This is a genomic window from Brevundimonas sp. (assembly GCF_032055285.1).
Classification (GTDB): domain Bacteria; phylum Pseudomonadota; class Alphaproteobacteria; order Caulobacterales; family Caulobacteraceae; genus Brevundimonas.
On sequence record NZ_DAMBRE010000004.1, the window covers coordinates 32,527 to 47,989 of the forward strand.

The 15,463-nt window shown below is 67.0% G+C and carries 19 protein-coding genes; 8 read left to right on the forward strand and 11 right to left on the reverse strand.

Annotation, left to right across the window (positions count from 1 at the left end; translation table 11 throughout):
- The first annotated feature begins 41 nt into the window (after nucleotides 1–41).
- Nucleotides 42–731, forward strand: a complete 690-nt coding sequence (locus tag RTY13_RS10305) for a VIT family protein (RefSeq protein ID WP_312783806.1) — start codon at nucleotides 42–44, stop codon at nucleotides 729–731.
- 57 nt (nucleotides 732–788) lie between these two features.
- Here the strand turns inward: RTY13_RS10305 and RTY13_RS10310 are convergent, their stop codons facing one another.
- Nucleotides 789–1,358: a cytochrome b gene (locus tag RTY13_RS10310; RefSeq protein WP_296171982.1), complete on the reverse strand. Its 570-nt coding sequence runs from the start codon at nucleotides 1,356–1,358 to the stop codon at nucleotides 789–791.
- 197 nt (nucleotides 1,359–1,555) lie between these two features.
- Here RTY13_RS10310 and chrA point away from each other — a divergent pair, with 197 nt between their 5' ends.
- Nucleotides 1,556–2,764 carry a chromate efflux transporter gene (gene chrA, locus RTY13_RS10315; protein WP_225910220.1) on the forward strand — a complete coding sequence of 403 codons (1,209 nt, stop codon included), beginning with the start codon at nucleotides 1,556–1,558 and terminating at the stop codon, nucleotides 2,762–2,764.
- A gap of 249 nt (nucleotides 2,765–3,013) precedes the next feature.
- Here chrA and RTY13_RS10320 read toward each other — a convergent pair whose 3' ends face one another.
- Nucleotides 3,014–3,409: a DUF302 domain-containing protein gene (locus RTY13_RS10320; protein WP_207821739.1), complete on the reverse strand. Its 396-nt coding sequence runs from the start codon at nucleotides 3,407–3,409 to the stop codon at nucleotides 3,014–3,016.
- A 324-nt stretch (nucleotides 3,410–3,733) separates the two neighbouring features.
- Here RTY13_RS10320 and RTY13_RS10325 point away from each other — a divergent pair, with 324 nt between their 5' ends.
- Nucleotides 3,734–3,901 carry a hypothetical protein gene (locus RTY13_RS10325; RefSeq protein ID WP_296171985.1) on the forward strand — a complete coding sequence of 56 codons (168 nt, stop codon included), beginning with the start codon at nucleotides 3,734–3,736 and terminating at the stop codon, nucleotides 3,899–3,901.
- Nucleotides 3,902–4,457: 556 nt separating this feature from the next.
- Here RTY13_RS10325 and RTY13_RS10330 read toward each other — a convergent pair.
- Together RTY13_RS10330 and RTY13_RS10335 are read right to left on the reverse strand one after the other, a co-directional pair.
- Nucleotides 4,458–4,625, reverse strand: coding sequence for a hypothetical protein (locus RTY13_RS10330; protein ID WP_207821741.1), 168 nt, complete (start codon nucleotides 4,623–4,625; stop codon nucleotides 4,458–4,460).
- 178 nt (nucleotides 4,626–4,803) lie between these two features.
- The gene (locus RTY13_RS10335; protein ID WP_207821742.1) at nucleotides 4,804–5,016 is read right to left on the reverse strand and encodes a hypothetical protein; all 213 of its coding nucleotides are present in this window, start codon (nucleotides 5,014–5,016) and stop codon (nucleotides 4,804–4,806) included.
- 167 nt (nucleotides 5,017–5,183) lie between these two features.
- Between RTY13_RS10335 and RTY13_RS10340 the strand changes: the two genes are divergently transcribed.
- Nucleotides 5,184–6,386: a DUF6880 family protein gene (locus RTY13_RS10340; protein WP_312783220.1), complete on the forward strand. Its 1,203-nt coding sequence runs from the start codon at nucleotides 5,184–5,186 to the stop codon at nucleotides 6,384–6,386.
- A gap of 4 nt (nucleotides 6,387–6,390) precedes the next feature.
- On the opposite strand, the gene RTY13_RS10345 is transcribed toward RTY13_RS10340, so the two are convergent.
- Together RTY13_RS10345 and dinB are read right to left on the reverse strand one after the other, a co-directional pair.
- Nucleotides 6,391–6,969, reverse strand: a complete 579-nt coding sequence (locus tag RTY13_RS10345) for an alpha-ketoglutarate-dependent dioxygenase AlkB (RefSeq protein ID WP_312783222.1) — start codon at nucleotides 6,967–6,969, stop codon at nucleotides 6,391–6,393.
- On the reverse strand, nucleotides 6,966–8,045 hold the full coding sequence (dinB, locus tag RTY13_RS10350; RefSeq protein WP_312783223.1) for a DNA polymerase IV: 1,080 nt from the start codon (nucleotides 8,043–8,045) through the stop codon (nucleotides 6,966–6,968). The genes RTY13_RS10345 and dinB overlap by 4 nt, the downstream gene beginning before the upstream one ends.
- Before the next feature lie 160 nt (nucleotides 8,046–8,205).
- Here dinB and RTY13_RS10355 point away from each other — a divergent pair, with 160 nt between their 5' ends.
- Nucleotides 8,206–9,006 (forward strand): TlpA disulfide reductase family protein, encoded by an 801-nt coding sequence (locus RTY13_RS10355; protein WP_312783224.1) that lies wholly within the window; start codon nucleotides 8,206–8,208, stop codon nucleotides 9,004–9,006.
- Nucleotides 9,007–9,050: 44 nt separating this feature from the next.
- Here the strand turns inward: RTY13_RS10355 and RTY13_RS10360 are convergent, their stop codons facing one another.
- The 3 genes from RTY13_RS10360 to RTY13_RS10370 form a co-directional block, all read right to left on the reverse strand.
- Nucleotides 9,051–10,208, reverse strand: coding sequence for an aminotransferase (locus tag RTY13_RS10360; RefSeq protein ID WP_312783225.1), 1,158 nt, complete (start codon nucleotides 10,206–10,208; stop codon nucleotides 9,051–9,053).
- A gap of 176 nt (nucleotides 10,209–10,384) precedes the next feature.
- Nucleotides 10,385–11,089 (reverse strand): glutathione S-transferase, encoded by a 705-nt coding sequence (locus RTY13_RS10365; RefSeq protein WP_312783226.1) that lies wholly within the window; start codon nucleotides 11,087–11,089, stop codon nucleotides 10,385–10,387.
- A gap of 122 nt (nucleotides 11,090–11,211) precedes the next feature.
- The gene (locus RTY13_RS10370; RefSeq protein WP_312783228.1) at nucleotides 11,212–12,111 is read right to left on the reverse strand and encodes an endonuclease/exonuclease/phosphatase family protein; all 900 of its coding nucleotides are present in this window, start codon (nucleotides 12,109–12,111) and stop codon (nucleotides 11,212–11,214) included.
- A gap of 190 nt (nucleotides 12,112–12,301) precedes the next feature.
- On the opposite strand from RTY13_RS10370, the gene RTY13_RS10375 reads away from it, so the two are divergent.
- Nucleotides 12,302–12,526, forward strand: coding sequence for a hypothetical protein (locus tag RTY13_RS10375; protein ID WP_312783230.1), 225 nt, complete (start codon nucleotides 12,302–12,304; stop codon nucleotides 12,524–12,526).
- 45 nt (nucleotides 12,527–12,571) lie between these two features.
- Here RTY13_RS10375 and RTY13_RS10380 read toward each other — a convergent pair whose 3' ends face one another.
- Nucleotides 12,572–12,838 (reverse strand): toxin-antitoxin system, antitoxin component, encoded by a 267-nt coding sequence (locus tag RTY13_RS10380; protein ID WP_312783232.1) that lies wholly within the window; start codon nucleotides 12,836–12,838, stop codon nucleotides 12,572–12,574.
- Between the two features lie 235 nt (nucleotides 12,839–13,073).
- Complete coding sequence (locus RTY13_RS10385; protein ID WP_312783234.1) at nucleotides 13,074–14,096, reverse strand: DNA glycosylase AlkZ-like family protein; 1,023 nt, start codon at nucleotides 14,094–14,096, stop codon at nucleotides 13,074–13,076.
- Between the two features lie 126 nt (nucleotides 14,097–14,222).
- On the opposite strand from RTY13_RS10385, the gene RTY13_RS10390 reads away from it, so the two are divergent.
- A complete protein-coding gene (locus RTY13_RS10390) occupies nucleotides 14,223–14,369 on the forward strand; it encodes a hypothetical protein (protein WP_312783235.1) in 147 nt (48 codons plus the stop codon).
- Between the two features lie 105 nt (nucleotides 14,370–14,474).
- Nucleotides 14,475–15,404: an NAD(P)/FAD-dependent oxidoreductase gene (locus RTY13_RS10395; protein ID WP_312783237.1), complete on the forward strand. Its 930-nt coding sequence runs from the start codon at nucleotides 14,475–14,477 to the stop codon at nucleotides 15,402–15,404.
- The last annotated feature ends 59 nt before the right edge of the window (nucleotides 15,405–15,463 follow it).

Sequence of the window (15,463 nt, forward strand, 5' to 3'; positions counted from 1 at the left end):
CGCTTTAGGCGTCTCCTGCGAAGCCAACCGGAGTAGCGATGATGCCACACGCTGAATCCCACAGGGTCGAGCGCATCGGCTGGCTCAGGGCTGCGGTGCTGGGCGCCAATGACGGCCTGGTCTCTACCGCTAGCCTGATCGTGGGGGTCGCGGCCGCGGCGTCGAGCCACGGAGCGGTCCTGATCGCGGGGGTGGCGGGCCTCGTCGCCGGCGCCATGTCCATGGCCGCTGGCGAATATGTTTCCGTCAGCTCCCAGTCCGACACCGAAAAGGCCGATCTCGCGCGCGAAATTTCCGAACTGGCCGGGGATCACGAGGCCGAGGTGCGGGAATTGGCCGGGATCTATGCCGCTCGCGGCGTCACGCCCGATCTGGCGAAAGAAGTCGCGAAACAGATGATGGCGCACGACGCCCTCGGCGCCCATGCCCGCGATGAGCTCGGCATATCGGAGATCACGACCGCCCGCCCCATCCAGGCGGCGGTCACCTCTGCCCTGACCTTCTCGGCCGGAGCCGCCCTGCCCCTGGTCGTGGCGGCCTTCGCGCCGATGGCCGACCTGGCCCTGTGGGTCGCCGGTTCGGCCTTGCTCGGCTTGGCCCTGCTAGGGGCCTTGGGAGCAAGGGCCGGAGGCGCGCCCGTCGGCCGATCAGTTGCGCGGGTGGTCTTCTGGGGCGCGCTCGCCATGGCCATCACTGCGGGCGTCGGCCGCCTCTTCGGCGTCGCCGCCTGATCCAGGACGTCCGCGGCGGCCGGACGCCTCTAGGAGCGCCCAGCGCGCCGAAGCGCATCAGCGCCGCGGAAACGGCCACATCCGACCAGCCATCCGGCCCTTGTCCATGAACTGATGCTTCAATGCTGCAACGACGTGCAGGATGATCAAGGCGTAGGTCACCTTCACCAGCAGCTCATGGACCCCCTCCATGGGCTCGTGCAGGGTCCGGGGCAGTCCGGGAATCAGGGGCCATGACAGGCCATTGATCAGGCTCATCACATCGCTGGTCAGGGCCGCCCTTCCCGTCGAGACCGCCGCCCATCCCGTTAACGGCAGGCCGATCAGGATCACGTAGAAGCCGAAGTGGCTGAGACCCGCCGCGACCCGTTCCCAAGGGGGCGTTCGGGCCGGAAGGGGCGGCGGCGGGTTGGCGATGCGCCAGCCCAGTCGCGCCACACTGATTACAAGGATCGTGATCCCCACGGTCTTGTGCCAGTCGAACCAGAGATCGCGGGCCGCGCCCCGCTCCATGTCGCCAAAGGTCCAGCCGACATAGATCTCCGCGAAGAGGAGGCTCGCGATTAGCCAGTGCAGGCCCGCCGCGACGGCGTTGTAGCGGTCCTTCTCGGCGAAGCGGGTGATCATGGTCGTCTTGTCTGATTGCGTGACGTCTCACGGTGTCAGCTTTGAATGCGCTAGCGTCAAGCTTTCGCCCGTCTTTCGCTCCTGCGTAATCACGAGCATTCTACGAGCCGCACGACCTGGTCGAGGCGCTTGATCGATCGTGATACAAGCCATGGCGCTCCATAGTCGCAAGCGCTGAGCGAAGAGACGGAGGCTAGATGACGTCCGATCCCGTCGAACCTCGCCCCCCGCTCCTGAGCTACGCCGCCCTTTTTCTGCAGTTCCTGGGTTTCGGCGCTCTGGCCTTCGGCGGTCCGGTCGCCCAGATCGCCATGATCCGGCGCAAGCTGATCGACGAAGATCAGTGGATGTCGAGCGCGCGCTTCAACCGGCTCCTCGCCGTCCTCCAGGCGCTTCCTGGCCCTGAAGCCCACGAACTCTGCGTTCACCTGGGCATGCGGGCGAAAGGCCGGATCGGCGGCGTCCTCGCCGGGCTGGGCTTCATGCTGCCCGGCTTCGTGCTGATGCTGGTACTGGCCTGGCTCTATTTCTCGATCGGCGTGAAATCGAACTGGATGAGCAGCGCGTTCATCGGGGTTCAGATCGCTGTCCTGGCCGTGATCGTGCGGGCCGCCCACCGGATCGGCCTGCACGTCATGGTCGACCGCAGCCTATGGATCATCGGCGCCGTCAGTTGCGCGGCTTCGCTGCTGGGCGTGAGCTTCTGGCTGATTCTGCCGGCGGCCGGCCTGACCTACGCCCTGGCCCAAAGGAGCCGCCGTCTAGCCGCAGCGACGCTCTTCATGCTGATGCTCTCCATCGGTCTGGCGGCGCGCTACGGCTTCGGCGGCCCAAGCGCGCCCCCCGTCGCCGTCGCCGGGGTCGTGCCGATGACCGCATCTGTCGCCGCCCTCTTCTTCACCGGCCTGAAGGCTGGACTTCTCACCTTCGGCGGTGCCTACACCGCCATCCCGATCATGCGCGCCGACGCCACGCGAGGCGGCTGGATCGGCGACGGCCAGTTCCTGGACGGCGTCGCCCTGGCCCAGGTGATCCCGGCGCCCCTCATCATCTTCGGGACCTTCGTCGGCTATGCAGGCGGCGGATTTCCAGGCGCGCTGGCGCTGACGGCTGGGATCTTCCTCCCGGCCTTCGGCTTCTCCCTCATCTTCTATGATCGCCTGGAATTGATCCTCGAGAACAAGTCCCTTCACGCCCTGCTGGACGGCGTCGCCGCCGCCGTCGTCGGCCTGATCGTCGCCACCGTCCTTCAACTGGGGACCTCCATGCTCCGTACGGTTCCTTACTGGCCGCTGGCGCTGGCGATCTTCGGCTTCGCCCTGGCGGCTGCCTACCGCTGGCGAGCGCAACTGGCGATACCCGTCACCCTGGTTCTGGCCGGTCTGGCCGGCGTTCTCAGTTTTTGACGAAGTCGTGCGGAGAGTCGCCGCCACCTCTGTCGACAGAGGAACGCGATGGATTTGATCAGCTGGAAAGAGCCCGCAGCCTCGCCCGTTCCGTTTCGCGGTGAAGGAGGAACTGGTGCGTTTCACAGTCCTGACGCGCGTCCACGCCGGCAACTGAGCAATCACTACCCCAGGCGGAAGGCGTCAGCTCCACAACGATCCGTTCTGCCTGAACCGCCGCATCCGGCACGGTGTCTTTCTGACCCTTCCCTAGACCGCGACAGCATCGATCGCTCGACGCAGGCCGGCTCCGATCTCCTCCGCCTTGGCCTTCAATGCCGGATTGTCGATCGCCGACATGGAGGCGACCGGGTCCACGGCGGCGATCTCGCACCCAGAACCCGAGGGCGAAGCCTGGATAATCACGTTGCAGGGCAGCATGACGCCGACCTTGTCTTCGGTCTGAAGCGCTTGATAAGCGGCCCTGGGATTGCAGGCCCCCAGAATGAGATAGGGGCGGAAGTCGACATCCAGCTTCTGCTTGAAGGTCTCGGCGACGTCGATCTCGGTAATGACGCCGAAATGCTCTGCCTTGAGGGCCTCGCGCGTCCGGACGACGGCCTCATCGAACGACAGGCTCGTCGTCCTGCTGTGGTAGTAGGACATGAAAATCTCCTTCTCCTCAGGTCAACGGTCAAAAGAGCGTCGGCGTTGCGCGTCCGGTCTCTAATCCCGGCTAAGCCGGAACGACCCTGGCGACCCGCTTCGACCTGGAAGTCCCGAGATTTGAACAATGCTCGCTTCGCTGGAGCCCAGGCCGGCGCCCTGCTGGCGGAACTGAGGCTGAAGGTGATCTGGTCCCCAGCTCTGACGCAGCTGTTGAGAACCCGCCCCCGCGCCTCGACACCAGGGACGAACCGCCCTCTACCCCCGCCCATGAAACGACTGACGCCGATCGAGCACGCTAGGGCCAGGGGCAAGACCATCACCATGAGCATGCCGGACCGCGGCCCTGAGGTCCGCGCGAAGATTCTCGCCTGGCTGGTAGAGCGGCCCGGCGACCGATGGTTCTACGCCCAGGGCGACAACTACGCTTTCGAGACTGCCGCTGACGCGGCGGCGTTCAAGCAGTGGCTGATGAGCGCCCTTGCCGCCTGAAAAGAAGAACCCGCTCCGGCAAACCGGAACGGGTCAAGGAGGGGATAAACACGTCGACCCAAGAGGCTCGGGCCAGCAGGACAACCACGGGATTCCAAAACCTGTGATTGCACGGCCCATAAAGCGCACTACTTGACATTGCCGTCAACACTGAACCGGACGGCCTCACCCCTCCGCGCAAAGCGCTGCACCTATGACAAGAGCCGTCCGCCGCCGCGCAGGCGGGCGCTGACGTCGGCCCTACATTCGCGGACGGTCAGCCGAGCGCGTTGAAGGTCACCCCTCCCCAATAGCGAAGCAGTTCAGCCAGGCGGACCAAATACCGCGAACGTGCCAATGCAGGGCTGCCCGGAAACAGCGAAAGCCCGGCGTTGCCCCTGTCGGGGTGCGCGTCGGGCTTTCATTGGGGGCTGGGCTTCACCCATTTCTGAGCGATGATCCTAACCTCAATCGTCTGATTTTCACCTGGCGATCAGACTATCAACCCTGCCGCTCTCTCAAAGTTCCTCGCGCGCCGCGCTCTTTCACAAGCGCTTCCCGATTTCGGTCGGGCGGCTCAAGCCTTGCCGCGGAGCCAGCTCATGAAGAGGCTGAAGAGGATGCCGCCGGACGCCGAGGGTTGCAGCCGACGAGCATGGCGGCCCTTGCCGCGATAGACCTCGAAGCCGCCCCCGCCATAGCCGCGGCGCGACCACCCGTTCTCGATCTTGAGCCCTGATTCCATGGGCCCAGTGTGGACTCTCCAGAGCCCGAACGCCATCGACCCGTGTTCAGGATCGTCGAGGCGACGGTCCGACCCGCTCGGCGAGAGACGAGTCGAACCGTCTTTGGGAACGAGGTCGGTCGCTCCCACGACACTGGTTTACGGCAAAGCTTGGCGCTCGCCTACCATTGCGCGGCGTTCAGGGCCGGCGACGCACCTCCCAGTCGAGCGTCCATCGTCCTTCCCCAGCCCGCTTCAACTCGGACGCCACAGCCGGAACCTGGCGATCCAGCCCGTCCAGCAGAAGCGAGGCGCCGCTGACCGAAGCCACCGTGGCGTTGGTCTGCCAGAAAGGCCCCGACATGCCGCGCATGGAAAAACGGATATGAACGGTGTCGTTGACCTTGGGCATGTCGGCGCCTCCTCGTGAGCCGCTCTAATGCACGGCAGGGCCCACGGTGTCTCCTGCCGGGTAGGCCGGCGCGGGAGACGCCCATCGATGCGAGCGGAACCGACCTCTTCCCCTCCGTGCTATGAAGACGTCGCGGACGAAGCTTCGCCCCCGCATCAAAGGACGTCATGGCGCGACAATCACGGATCTCGACCCGGCTTTCCGCAGCCAGCCTTGTCCACCTCGGCGCACCTCGCCTGGCCGACCTGCTGATCGAGGCCGGGGCCGGCAACGCCAACCTCAAACGCCGGCTCAGGCTGGAACTCGCCGCGGAGGCCGGTCCTGAGGTTCTTGCGCTGGAGATCGACAAGCGGCTGACCGCCCTCGCCGCAGCCCGCACCCGCGTGTCCTGGCGCAAACGGGGCGAACTGATCGAGGATCTCGAGGCGCATCGCCGCATGATCGTCGAGCGCCTGGCCCCCGAGGCGCCTGCCGAGGCCCTGGCTGTGCTGGTGCGCTGGTTCGACCTCTATCCAGGCCTCGCCGCCCGCGTGAAGGACACCAAGGGCGAACTGGTCGTCGGATTCGAGACGGCCGCGCCCGACCTCTTCGCCCTGGCCGAAACGGCGGGCGAAGGCGCCGCCCGCGAGCTAAGCGACGCCCTTCGTCGCCGGCCTCAGGACTACGGCCGGTGGATCGCCGCGGCCGGCGACGCCGTCAGCCCTAATCTCGCCCGCAGCTTCCTCGCCAGCCTCGACGCCGCCTCCAGAAAGACGCCGGCCGGACGCAACCTCGTCCGTCGCCTCGCCGACAAGGCGGAGGATCTGGACCTCTGGCTGTCTCTGGTCACCCCGGAACAGGCCGGTTCGCCGGATATCGCCGCCGACATCGCCCGCCGTCTTCTCGCCGCCGGTCGCGTCATCGAGGCTCGGGCGGCGCTTGAGACCGCGCTCAGCCCCTCCCCGTCGAACCGCCGCTGGACCTTCGGCCACAGCCCCAAGGAAGGCGCGCCGCGACTGACGCCCGCCTGGGAGGCCGCCTCGATCGACCTGCTCGACGCCGAAGGCCGCCGTGATGAGGCCCAGGCCCTGCGCTGGGAGCTGTTCGAGCGCGACCTGTCAGCCCCGGTCCTGCGCGACTACCTCGCTCGCCTGCCCGACTTCGACGACGTCGAGGCCCTCGACCGGGCCTTCGCCCATGCCGCCGTCCACCCCGACTTCGAAGCGGCCATGCGTTTTCTCATGGACTGGCCGGCGCATCGCGAGGCCGCCGGCCTTGTTCTGGCCAGGCCGCGCGAGGCCAGGGCCGCCAGATCCATGGGCGCCGACTGGGCGGCGCGGCTGGCCCAGCGTTACCCCGAGGCGGCCGAGATCCTGGGCTACCAGGCCTGACCGCTCAGGCCAGGGTCCTGAAGGTGATCGAATAGCGCAGCGCCGACATCGGCGAGATAGAGTGCTCCCATTCCCGGCGCGCCTCGCCCGACAGCCGATAGGCCGATCCTGGCGCCAGCGGCGCCGCTGACCGACGCCAGCCCGCCCCGTCCCTCTGTCGCAGGCGCATGACGCAGGGCGCCAGCAGGGAGACGCCGAGGATTTCGCCATAGACCGGCCGGTCGCGGTGCCAGCCGATCCCGGCGCCGGGGGCGTATTCATTGATGAGAGCCTGAACGAAGTCGCCCCTGTCCAGGCCGATCCGCTCCGTGAGGCGGGCCAGCAGGACTTGCAGGAAGTCCGGCCAGGGATCCGCGACCTCCAGCCTGCTCCGCTCCATGTCATAGCGCCGGCCAAAGGCGACGATGCGCCTGAATCCCTGGTAGCCCATGTGCTCATAGGGTTTGAAGCTCAGGCTCTGAAGCTGCCACGCCAGTTCGGTCTGCTCGTCGGCGGACAGAACCCCGGGCCAGTAGTCGAAGCCGTCCGGTTTCGTCACCGGGGCAGGCGCATCGCCGAACAGGTCGCCCTGGGCCGCCGTCATGACAGCGCCAGTTCGTTCGCAGCAGGCTGGGCCGTCGCCTTCTCGAGATTGGAGATGGCGACCCCGACCAGGCGGATCCCCTTGGCCGGCGGATAGAGCGACCGCACCAGCAGGCGGCTGATCTCCCTGAGGCGGGCTTTCGATGCGACCGGCTCGGCGAAGGATCGGCTGCGCGTCGACTGCTGGAAGTCGGCCCACTTCACCTTCACCGTCACGGTCCGGCCCAGCGTGCCGGCCTTCTCGCACCAGGCCCAGACCTCGTCGGCCATTTCCTCGACGCCGGCCTCGATCGCCTCCGGCTCGACGAGGTCTTTGGCGAAGGTGGTCTCCGAGCCGCTGGACTTGCGTTCACGGTCCGGATTGACCGGCCGATGATCCTCGCCACGCGCAATGGCGTAGTACCAGGGTCCCGACTTGCCGAAATGATGCTGGAGAAAGGCGAGCGACTGGCGACGCAGATCCGCTCCCGTTTCGATACCCAGCCGCGTCATCTTCTCCGCCGTCACCGGGCCGACGCCGTGGAAGCGCTTGACCGGCAGGTCCTGGACAAAGGCCTCGCCTCGTCCGGGCGGCACGACGAACTGGCCGTTCGGCTTGCGCTGGTCCGACGCCAGCTTGGCCAGGAACTTGTTGTAGGAAATCCCGGCCGAGGCCGTCAGTCCGGTCTCTTCCAGGATGCGGGCGCGGATCTCATCGGCGGTGGCGGTGGCTGTCGGCAGCCCCCTGAGGTTGGCGGTGACGTCGAGATAGGCCTCGTCGAGCGACAGCGGCTCGATCAGGTCCGTGTAGTCAGCGAAGACGGCGTGAATCTGGGCCGAGACCGCGCGATAGACCTCGAACCTGGGCGGCGCGAAGATCAGTTCCGGGCACTTGCGCAAGGCGGTGCTCGACGGCATGGCCGACCGCACCCCGAACCTGCGCGCCTCATAGCTGGCGGCGGCTACGACGCCGCGAGAAGCGGCGTGACCCACCGCCACCGGTCGCCCACGCAGGGCCGGATCGTCCCTCTGCTCCACCGAAGCAAAGAAGGCGTCCATGTCCACATGGATGATCTTGCGAACCGCCGCTTCTCCCATGGGCGACGCCTAGCAGGACCAGAACGAAAAGAGAACATGCAATCACACATCGGGCCGCTGCCTGGCGGGTCATGACCGGGTCCGCGACCTCAGGTCCTGTGGGCGCCGCCGCCTTGGCCCGATAGGAGGCAAGATCCCAGCCGCCCTCCGGAACCCTTGCATGGACGCCATCGCCCTCGGTCCCCTCGTTCTTTCGGGCGAACGTTTCGCCATCCTGGCCGGGGTCTTCGTCTTCCTGATCGGAACCGGCCTGCTGGCCAGCCGCGTCAGTCCGCGCTTCAACCTGTGGAGCACGGTCGTCGTCCTCTGCGGCCTGGCCGCCGCGCGGCTGGCCCATGTGATCAGCCAGTGGTCCTATTTCAGCGATGATCCCCTGCGCGCCCTGGCGGTTTGGCAGGGCGGCTTCAACTGGCCCTGGGTCCTGCCGATCGTCGCACTGTCGCTGATCTTCCTGCTGCGCAGCGGGCGAGAACGCGCCTGGGCGATCGCGCCTCTCGCGGCCGCGACCCTGGCGTGGACCACGGCCCATCATCTGGCCTCCGCCACCGAGCCCCTGCCCCCTCCGGCGGTGACCCTGGCGACCCTGGAAGGGACGCGGGTCGATCTGGCGGCAAGCGACGGACGGCCGACCGTCATCAACCTCTGGGCCACATGGTGCGCGCCCTGCAGACGCGAAATGCCCGCCCTGGCCCAGGCCGAACGCGCCCATCCCGAGGTTCGCTTCCTCCTCATCAATCAGGGCGAAGGCGACGCAAGGGTGGGCGACTTCCTGAAGCGCGAAGGCCTGTCCTTCGATTACATCCTGCTCGACCCAGGCATGGCGACGCAGCGCCACTACCGCACGGTCGGCATCCCCGTGACCCTCTTCCTCTACCCCGACGGTCGGTTGGCCAAGGCCCATACGGGCGAGATCGCGCCGGAACGTATCGCCGCCGAAATCGCACGGTTGAAATCGCCCTGAAGACGCGCGCCTGGACCGCCAGCGCGTCGCCGCGATCCGCCCGGTCAGTCGCCGCGTCGGGCCTTTCCAAGCCGACGCGCAGCTTCGTCGAGTACGGCGTCAGGCTTGGCGAAACACAGACGCAGGATGCTGTCGCCGGCGTCCCCCGCCATGAAGGCCGAGACCGGAATTCCGGCGACGCCATAGTCGATAACCGCCCGATCGGCGAAGTCCATGGCGCTGGTTGAAACCCCCGAAGTCTTCAGGTCCAGGCACAGGAAATAGGTCGCCTCTGACGGCAGGACCGCGAAGCCTTCAGCTTTCAAGGCCTCCGCCAGATGGTCGCGCGACCGCGCCAGGGCCGCCGCCTGCTCGCCAAAGCGCTCCTCCGGCCAGGCCAGGCTTTCGGCGACCGCCGCCTGAAGATGAGGCGGCGTCGAGAAGGCGAGGTACTGGTGCGCCTTGGCCGCAGCCTCCAGCAGAACCCCGCCCCCCGTGATGAAGCCGACCTTCCACCCCGTCATGCCGAACAGCTTGCCCGCCGACCCGATCTTCAGCGTCCGCTCGAACATGCCCGGGCGCGACGCCAGCGAGATGTGCCGGCGGTCGTCATAGACCAGCCGCTCCCATACCTCGTCGCTGACGGCGATCAGATCATGCCGGCGACAGACGGAGGCCGCCGCCTCGACCTCTTCAGCATCAAAGGCGCGCCCCGCGGGATTGAGCGGATTATTGAAGACCAGCACCCGGGTGCGCGGCGTCACGACAGCCTCCAGCGCCTCGGCCGTCAGTCGCCATGCGGGCGGGGCCAGCGACACCGCCCGAACCACGCCGCCCGCACGCTCGATCAGCGGGCGATAGGCGTCATAGGCCGGCTCGATGATGATCACTTCGTCGCCAGGCGAAATGGCCGCCATCAAGGCCGCCGCGATCGCTTCGGTCGCCCCGGACGTCACCACCAGGTTTTCAGCGGTCAGAGCCAATCCGTCGAAGCGATTGTAGAAGGCCGCCGCCGCGGTCCTCAGCTCGGGCAGCCCTCGCGACGGCGGATACTGATTGCCCCGCTCCCTCAGAGCACGCGCCGCTGCATCGAGAAGATCGGCCGGCTCCGGGCCGTCCGGGAAGCCCTGCCCCAGATTGACGGCGTCATGCTGACGCGCGAGCCCCGACATGCGCTCGAAGACGGTTGTCGGCAGATTGTCGAACAGGGGATTGAGACGCATGTCCGGAAGCTACCCCAAGACCGTCCAGACGAACACGAAAGACGCGGGCCGCCAGGCGGCCCGCAGTTTCAAGGGAGGAAACGCCTCTCGAAAGAGACGGCCCAACCTCTCACGCCGCACCACAGGCCAGAATGCAGAAATCCTGCGCAAAGGCTCAGCTTTCCTGACCTCGCCGGCTACTGCGATCCCAGAACCCTTCGAAGCGACTGTTCGATCTGGCCGCCGCAATAGAGGTCGCCATAGTCGCGGCGGGCGCGAACAGCCAGATCGGCCAGCGCCGGAACGTCAGAGACGCGTCGGGCCAGGTTCGCGGTCATGGGCCCTGCATCGTCGAGGATCGCCCCGATAGCCGGAAAGCGCTCCGACATGGTCGACCAGAGGGTCGCGCTGACGATGTCGACCACGCCCGGGGCAAGGCCGCCGAGCAGGAAGCCGGACTGAGGCGTGAGGCCGTGGCGTCGCCCCAGCTCCTCCCACAACCCCATCCATTTTCGCAGGCGCGGGACAAAGGCCGCCCATCGGGCCTCGGTCCACATCTGACGCCCTCCATCCAGGGTGAGGTCGTCGATCACGTCATTGGCGTCGTTGACCACCTTGATCGACAAGGCCCGCCTGCCGGGATCTTCCGGCAGGAGCCCGAGCCTGTCTCCAAGGTAGAGGAGGATCGCCGGCATCTGGGACAGAGCCACGCCGGCGGCGTGGTCGACCAGGACCGGAGGCCCCATGAAGGGAACCGGCATGTCTTCCAGCGCGCCTTCCATCAAGGCGCTGGTCGCCTCGTCGCCGGCCTCGAGCCAGGGCTCGCCGCCATAGGCCAGAAGGGCGCGGACGAACTGGCCGCGAAACGGTGCGGCCCAGTAGTAGAGGGTGTAGTTCGGCATCCTGACCTCGCTGACGGCGCGAAGCAGACAACGAACGGGGGCTAGGTCCGTTCTGAACCCGGCGCCCTCTTTATCCGTCCCGACAGCGACCCGGCCGCAGCACGCCAGGACTGGAGTCGCTGTCAGCCCTGAATGCGCACCGCTATGGGGCAGTGATCGGAAGGATGCTCGGCTTCGGGCTGGTCATAGACATATTCTTCGAACGAGCCCGGCTCGACACGCGCTGCGGCCTTCACGCCGACCACGATGAAGTCGATGAACTCCCGGTAGCGCGTCTTGCAGGTCGCCGATCGGTCTCCGCCGGCCAGGCTGAGCGCCCCTTCAGCCGGGTCGCTGTCATCAAGTCCATCGAAGAAGGCGTCGCCCGAACTCGCCATCCGCCGGTTCCAGTCGCCAAGGAGCACGAAGGCCTCCCCCGCCCGCGCCCGCTCATCAACCCAGGTCTCCAGCACCGGGAGCTGGTCGAACAGCACAGGGCAGTCGGGATCGGTCGAGGAGCGTCCTGAATTGCATCCGGACTTCAGATGGACGGCCAGGAGCCGCAGCGGCCGTCCCTCGGCGACAGTGATGTCGACGCCCCACCGCAGATTGGGATTGCCGAGCGCCAGAGCCGAGAGGTCGGCGTTGCGGGACCAGACGACGCCCTTGCGGATGGCGAAACCGACGGCCTGGTTCTGGATGTAGCGGCCAGGGAGCCCGCGGCATTCCGGACCGCGTTCGCTCGCCGGGCGGGTCGACATGACGACATCATATTTCGCCGGATCGAAAACCCGTTCCGCCGCTGCCCGGTTCTCGACCTCCTGAAGGGCGATCACATCGGCCCCGAGCGCATCGGCATGACGGCGCAGGAGGGCGTAGTCGGCCTCCACGCGCGGCCTGCATCCCTGGCCGTCCATCTCGGCCAGATGTTCGAGGTTCCAGCTCGCGACCTTGAGCGGCGCTCTGCCTGAGGGAGCGGGAAGGACACTGGCGCAGCCGGAAAGAAGCGCAGCGACGGCGAGGGAAGCGAGAAAGGGTTTCATGCGGCTCTGGTAACGGCTTGTCCTCGGCAGGCAAGCGCGGACGAGCGCCGGAGGGCGCCAGGCAGGCTCATGCGGCAAGGTGAAACGGATGCGGGACCGATTGTCGCCGTTCGGAACCCCTCGCCCCGGCGATCGTTAGTGGCGCCTGATCGAGGAAAGTTGCGTGATTTCATATTTTTGCATCGTTAACATGCCCGGCGTGCCCGCCAGGGAAATCCGGGTTCTCGGGGCCAGCGACGACACCTCGGCGATCAATGCGCTGGAAACCGTCATGGCGGAGTGGATCGGCTTTTCCACCATCTGCCTCTACCATGGAGAGCGGCTCGTCAGAGTTCGCAGCAATCCGGACCTGGGCTTCCCCATTGAGCCCCTCATGCCTGCCGATGCCGAGAAAGGGCGGAAGGCGGCGGCTTGAAATCCCTGGACCGAACGTCCGAAGTCCCTGAACTCGAGGGCCGGGTCAGTCCGCCGATGCGGCTGGAGGCACCGAGCGGACAAAGCGAACGCGTTCGGCGCGCAACTCCGGTTGGGGGACATATCCCGCCGCCGCAAAGGCGCGTTGCTGCGGCGGAGCCGACGGGCCGTCCTCGACGCGCCACCACTTCAGGTCGGCCGACGCCTTGGGAAGCAGGCCGCCGACGATCCGCTCGATGTCACGAAAACTCAGGTCGACCTCAGCCGCCTTCTGTCGACGCAGGTACCGAACGAGAGGTTCGTATTTCGCCATTCTGACCCGATCCTGTCTCTCGCGGCGACACGCCAACCCGCTGAAAGCGGCCGTCCTTAAGGGACGACGCCTCTGGAGAGAAGGCCGCATCTGGTGGGCGGAAGGTGCACAAGTCTGCAAGCGACCCGGCCGCCTCAGTCGCAATGGGGGGCAGTGGACGGAAGAGGCCGGGCCGCGCCTCACGCCGAAGCGGAGGAACGACCGGAACTCTAGGGTTCTGACAAGGTTCCGCCGCCTAGGCCTTCATCGGCCCTGAGCCAGGTCGTGGCGCTCCCCTGGAGCCCGGTCCAGACATCACGCCGGCCTCCAGGCCCAGCCACGCCGCCATGCGGTCAAGCTCCGCCTCAAGAGCGTCGCGCGTATGGGACGGCGCCTCCTCCTCCAGATGGACGGAACGCACGATCAATCGCCCCTGCTGGCGATCCGCCTTCAGATCCACGCGGGCGACGAGCCCATCGTCCAGAAGGAAGGGCAGAACATAATAGCCGTGCATCCGCTTCTCCGCCGGCACGTAGATTTCGATCCGGTAGCGGAAGCCGAACAGGCGTTCGGCGCGGTCCCGATGCCAGATCAGCGGATCGAAAGGGGCAAGAAGGGCCGATGCCTCGATCTTGCGCGGCGTCCGCGCATCGCGATGCACCCAGGCGCGACGACTGCCCGGCGCCGAGACCGGGATCAGAACCCCCTCCTCCGTCAGGTCCGTGATCGCCCGCCGCGTCGCATCCAGGGGCTGACGGAAATATTCGCGCAGCTCGGCCTCGGTCGCGACCCCGTGCGCCCGCGCCGCCCTTTCGATCAGTCCGCGATGCGCGTCGACATCCGCAGGCGTCGGCGCCGCCAGGACCGCCTCGGGCAGGACCCGTTCGACGAGGTCATAGACCCGCTCGAAACTCCCTCGTCGCTCGGCGGTGGTGATATGGCCCGCCCAGAACAGCCACTCCAGCGCCCGCTTGGTGTCGCTCCATTCCCACCAGCCGGGTCGCCCCTTGTGAGCTTCGAAATCCGAGGCCGCCATGGGGCCGTCGGTCCGGATGCGGTCCAGAATCTCCATGGCCTCGGGACGACGTTCGCCCGCGTAGAGCTTCATCCTGCCCCAGCCCGTCTCGCCGCGGTCGGCCTGGGCCATGCGCCATCGCAGGAGCGGATGCAGATCAAAGGGGACCAGGGACGCCTCGTGGGCCCAGTATTCGAACAGCCGCCTGTGACCGCGCGGTCCCCAGGCCATCCGATCCAGATCCGTGCGCTCGTATCCTCCCAACCGGGAGAAGGCCGGCAGGTAGTGGGCGCGAGCCTCAGGCTCGACGGCGAAACCAAAAAGCCGCGGCTTCTGCGGGTCTGGGCGCCCATCACGGTCCGTGGCCCCCTCGCCTCCCCGCGCCTTGGCGTGGACGCCTCAGCGGTGGCGACGCAGGGCGGCCTGGTCGGCGCCTTGGCGACCCTGGTCAACCCCGTTGCGGCGCTGCTGGGCTTCATCGATCCTGGCCTGGCGGAAGACGCCGACTGCGGCGCCTTGATCGCCAGCGCCCGTTGAACTGATGGCCCCGCCGGCTCTCGCGCCAGAAACGGAACCCAGCCCCGCGCGATTTGTTCGCACGGCGCAACAGCTCGAAATGGTCTCCTGGCGGTGACTGAAGAAATGATCTCTGGACGCGATATCGTCATCATCGGCGCCGGGCCCGCAGGCCTGACAGCAGCCCTCTACCTGGCGAGATACCGTCGGGCCCCGCTCGTGCTGCACGACGGGTCCAGCCGCGCGCTCCGGATTCCCCTCACGCACAATGCTCCAGGATTTCCCGATGGTGTTCGGGGACCCGACCTGATCGCGCGCATGACGCGCCATGCTGTCCAGTATGGCGCGGTCGTGGAAGAGGCGAAGGTGACTACAGTCGAAGCGATATCCGGCGGGTTTCGCCTGAATCTTGAGGACGGCTCGACCCGAGAGAGCCGGGCCGTCATTCTAGCTACGGGGATAGATCTCAACCAGGTCGATCTGCCGGACGGGGTTCATGAGGCGGCGATCCGAGCGGGGGTGCTTCGCTATTGCCCCGTCTGCGACGGATATGAGCACTTGGACAAAAGGATCGGCGTGATCGGTTGCGACACCAACGGCGCCAGCGAGGCCCTCTTCCTGCGACAATACTCGAACGACATCACCCTGATGCCGCTCAGCCACCCCGAACTCGCCCCTGCCCAGGTCCAGGAGTTGGCCGCTGCCGAAATCAAGGTGGAAGCGGGAGCCCTGATCGCTCTGGCGCCCGGACCAGATCACATCGGCGTCCTGCTCGAGGATCGCGCGCGTCTGGAGTTCGACGTCATCTATCCCGCGCTGGGGTGTCGGCCACGTTCAGGCCTGGCGCAGCAACTCGGGATCGACCTTACCGAGGCTGGTTGCGTGACGGCCGCTTGCGTCGCCGACAGCGGGGTTCCCGGCGTCTTCGCCGCCGGAGACGTCGTGGAAGGCTTGGACCAGATCAGCGTCGCCATGGGCCACGGCGCCGTGGCGGCGACCAAGGCCCACAACTGGCTGCGTGAACAGGACCAGGACACGCTCCAGAACAAGGATTAGAGCCGCCAGCTTCTCAACGGCCGCGCCGGACTCGGCGGCGGCGCATGCCGCCATCGAGT

Bases quoted from the DNA above. Each gene is read 5' to 3' on its own strand.
- RTY13_RS10395 (WP_312783237.1), top strand. From the start codon at position 14,475: ATGATCTCTGGACGCGATATCGTCATCATCGGCGCCGGGCCCGCAGGC.
- RTY13_RS10380 (WP_312783232.1), bottom strand. From the start codon at position 12,838: ATGGCGAAATACGAACCTCTCGTTCGGTACCTGCGTCGACAGAAGGCG.
- RTY13_RS10360 (WP_312783225.1), bottom strand. From the start codon at position 10,208: ATGCGTCTCAATCCCCTGTTCGACAATCTGCCGACAACCGTCTTCGAG.
- RTY13_RS10325 (WP_296171985.1), top strand. From the start codon at position 3,734: ATGAGCATGCCGGACCGCGGCCCTGAGGTCCGCGCGAAGATTCTCGCC.
- chrA (WP_225910220.1), top strand. From the start codon at position 1,556: ATGACGTCCGATCCCGTCGAACCTCGCCCCCCGCTCCTGAGCTACGCC.
- RTY13_RS10310 (WP_296171982.1), bottom strand. From the start codon at position 1,358: ATGATCACCCGCTTCGCCGAGAAGGACCGCTACAACGCCGTCGCGGCG.
- dinB (WP_312783223.1), bottom strand. From the start codon at position 8,045: ATGGGAGAAGCGGCGGTTCGCAAGATCATCCATGTGGACATGGACGCC.
- RTY13_RS10340 (WP_312783220.1), top strand. From the start codon at position 5,184: ATGGCGCGACAATCACGGATCTCGACCCGGCTTTCCGCAGCCAGCCTT.
- RTY13_RS10345 (WP_312783222.1), bottom strand. From the start codon at position 6,969: ATGACGGCGGCCCAGGGCGACCTGTTCGGCGATGCGCCTGCCCCGGTG.
- RTY13_RS10305 (WP_312783806.1), top strand. From the start codon at position 42: ATGCCACACGCTGAATCCCACAGGGTCGAGCGCATCGGCTGGCTCAGG.
- RTY13_RS10335 (WP_207821742.1), bottom strand. From the start codon at position 5,016: ATGCCCAAGGTCAACGACACCGTTCATATCCGTTTTTCCATGCGCGGC.
- RTY13_RS10320 (WP_207821739.1), bottom strand. From the start codon at position 3,409: ATGTCCTACTACCACAGCAGGACGACGAGCCTGTCGTTCGATGAGGCC.
- RTY13_RS10355 (WP_312783224.1), top strand. From the start codon at position 8,206: ATGGACGCCATCGCCCTCGGTCCCCTCGTTCTTTCGGGCGAACGTTTC.
- RTY13_RS10365 (WP_312783226.1), bottom strand. From the start codon at position 11,089: ATGCCGAACTACACCCTCTACTACTGGGCCGCACCGTTTCGCGGCCAG.
- RTY13_RS10330 (WP_207821741.1), bottom strand. From the start codon at position 4,625: ATGGAATCAGGGCTCAAGATCGAGAACGGGTGGTCGCGCCGCGGCTAT.
- RTY13_RS10370 (WP_312783228.1), bottom strand. From the start codon at position 12,111: ATGAAACCCTTTCTCGCTTCCCTCGCCGTCGCTGCGCTTCTTTCCGGC.
- RTY13_RS10375 (WP_312783230.1), top strand. From the start codon at position 12,302: ATGCCCGGCGTGCCCGCCAGGGAAATCCGGGTTCTCGGGGCCAGCGAC.